The sequence below is a fragment of the Arthrobacter sp. Y3225116 genome (genome assembly GCF_059091245.1).
The window spans coordinates 1-2,417 of the sequence record NZ_JBNHGL010000345.1 but is presented as its reverse complement, the minus strand read 5'-3'; the positions used below and the strand labels follow the sequence as shown (position 1 = coordinate 2,417).

The window sequence follows — 2,417 nt, the reverse complement described above, 5'->3', positions numbered from 1 at the left end:
CCACGGTCCGCCAGCCGCCCTCGGCGGGCGGCACGGAGCCGGATTTCGGGGCGAAGGGCGCGTAGGTCGACGCCTTGCGGCCGGCGTGGGCCAGCTGGATCCCGATCTTGGTGTCCGCCGAGCCGTAGCGGTGCACGAACTCCGTGATCCTACCCCACGCCTGGGCCTGGTCGTCGGTCCAGATGCCGGTGTCCTCGGGACTGATCCGGCCGGCCGCGTCAACCGCTGTCGCCTCGGTGAGGATCAGCGCGGCCCCGCCGGCGGCGAACTGGCCCAGATGCATCAGGTGCCAGTCGTTCGGCGTCCCGGGCGCGTCCCCGCGCCGCACCGAGTACTGGCACATCGGCGCCACCCAGCCGCGGTGCAGGAGCTGCAGACCGCGCAGTTTCAGCGGCTCGAACAGGCCGCCGGCCACAGCCTGCGCCATTTAGAAGAGCGCCCTGGCCAGAGCCTGGCGTGCCTTGGACACCCGCGGGTCGGTGCTGCCCACCACGTCGAACAGCTCCACGAGGCGGGCCCGGGCGGCCTCCCGTTCATCCCCGGCGTGGCGGCTGATGAAACCCACCAGGCGGGCGAAGGCGTCCTCGACGTGGCCGCCCGAGACGTCCAGGTCGGCGACGGCCAGCTGGGCCTGCAGGTCGTCGGGCCGGTCGGCGGCAGCGGCGCGCAGCCCGGCCGCATCGGCCCCCTGCAGCCGCTGCAGCAGCTGGACCTGGTACAGGCCGGTGCGCGCCTCGTCGTCCGCCGGCTGCTCGGCCAGCGCCTTCTGGTACGCCGCGGCGGCGCGATCAAAGTCGCCGGCCTCGATGGCCTCGAACGCTTCCTGGTGAAGCGGCGGCAGCGGCTTCTCTTCCTCGGCCGGGGCCTCCCCCGCACCGGGCGCGGTGCCGGTGACGCCGTTGGCCTGTGCCACCTTGAGCAGCTCGTTGACGAACTGCCGCAGCTCGTCGGCCGTCGCCGCCCCCTGGAACAGCGGGATCGGCTGCCCCTTCAGAAGCGCCACGGCGGCCGGCACGCTCTGCAGCTGGAAGGCCTGGGCGATGCCGGGACTGGCATCGACGTCAACCCGGGCCAGCACAAAGCGGCCGGCGAACTCGTTCGCCACCTCCGCCATGGCGGAGGCCAACTGCTGCGCCAGGTCGCTCCACGACGCGGTCAGTTCCACGATCACGGGGACCTGTGCGGACAGCTGGACGAGCGGCTGGAAGCTCTGCTCGTTGACCTCGACGATGTAGCCCGGAGCTTCGCCTTCACCCGCTGCCGGCGCGCCGGCGGCCGGCATGCCTCCCGCCGGCGGCTGCGGCTTTTTCAGCGCGGACAGGTCGACGGCGCCGCGGAGGCTGACGGAAGACGGCGCGGGGCCCTGTCCTGGAGTTGGAGTGGTCATAACATCACACTAATACGTCTCGGTCGGCGTCCGGAATTTTGCCCGATCGGGCCGGCGGCGCGGCCCGGTCGGCCCGGGGCTACTTCAGTTCGGCGTCCACCAGGCCCTGGGCAACGCCCACCAGGGTGAGCCGGTCGTCGGAGCCGGCCGGCGGCACGTACAGGAAGACGGACTCGCCGTAGGTCACGTCCACGCCTTCCGTGGTCGAGTCCTCCCCGGCCAGCGCCGCGAACTCGGGCGAGAGTTCCACGGTGGCGCCGGCTTCGGCCGGCACGCTGCTCATCACCGACTCCATGTGGCCGAACACCACGGCGCCGCCGTCGGCGGTGCGCAGCGCCCGCAGCGAGCCGTCGTCGACGCTGCGGCTGAAGGAGATGTCCGCGTTTTCGTTGGATTTCACCTGGTCTTTTTGGAACGCCTGGATCTGCTCGGAGAAGGTGTTCTTTCCGATCGCGTCCTTGTGCTTGCCGTCGTCGAGGTTCTCCGCGACCATTTTCACCGCCGCCTGCGGCGCGTACAGCAGGCCTTCCTCGGCATCCGGCGCCACGGCCGGCGTCCCGCCGCTCTCGGTGGAGACCTGCGGGAAGGTGGTGCCCGGCAGCATCTGGAGCGCGCCCACCATCCGGTAGTTCGAGCGCGGATCCTGCTGCACCAGCACGATGACCTGCGGCACCGGATTGTCCTCGCCCTCCGTGACCGTCACGACCGTCCGCGGCCAGTCGGCACTCGTGCTGACCATCGAGGTCAGGATCGGCCCGGCAGCCACCGGAACGGGAGCCGCAGCCTCGCCGTTTTCAGCCCGCACCTTGTAGTTGGCCTCGCGGACGGTCAGGGCGGCCCCGGCGACCCGCGGCTTCAGCTTGCCGGAATCCCGCGCCGAGTCCGCGTCCGAGACCGCCTTTGCCACCGAGTCCATGATCCGGGTCAGTTGGCCCTCCAGCACCACCGGGTGGCCGGCGGCTTCCCCGGCGTCCTGGGACGGGGCGGCTGGAGAGGCTGCGTGGGCGGGAAGCACGGCGCCGGAGGCCAG

Annotated in this window: 3 protein-coding genes; all 3 read right to left on the bottom strand. The window is 71.7% G+C overall.

The features are described from left to right. A partial coding sequence (locus tag AC5RV2_RS17135; RefSeq protein WP_494093337.1) for an oxidoreductase occupies window positions 1-427 on the bottom strand: 427 nt, incomplete at its 3' end. Then, a complete protein-coding gene (locus AC5RV2_RS17130) occupies window positions 428-1,387 on the bottom strand; it encodes a tetratricopeptide repeat protein (RefSeq protein WP_494093336.1) in 960 nt (319 codons plus the stop codon). A gap of 79 nt (window positions 1,388-1,466) precedes the next feature. Continuing rightward, window positions 1,467-2,417, bottom strand: a 951-nt coding sequence (locus AC5RV2_RS17125; protein ID WP_494093335.1) for a DUF8094 domain-containing protein, incomplete at its 5' end; no start/stop codon positions are given.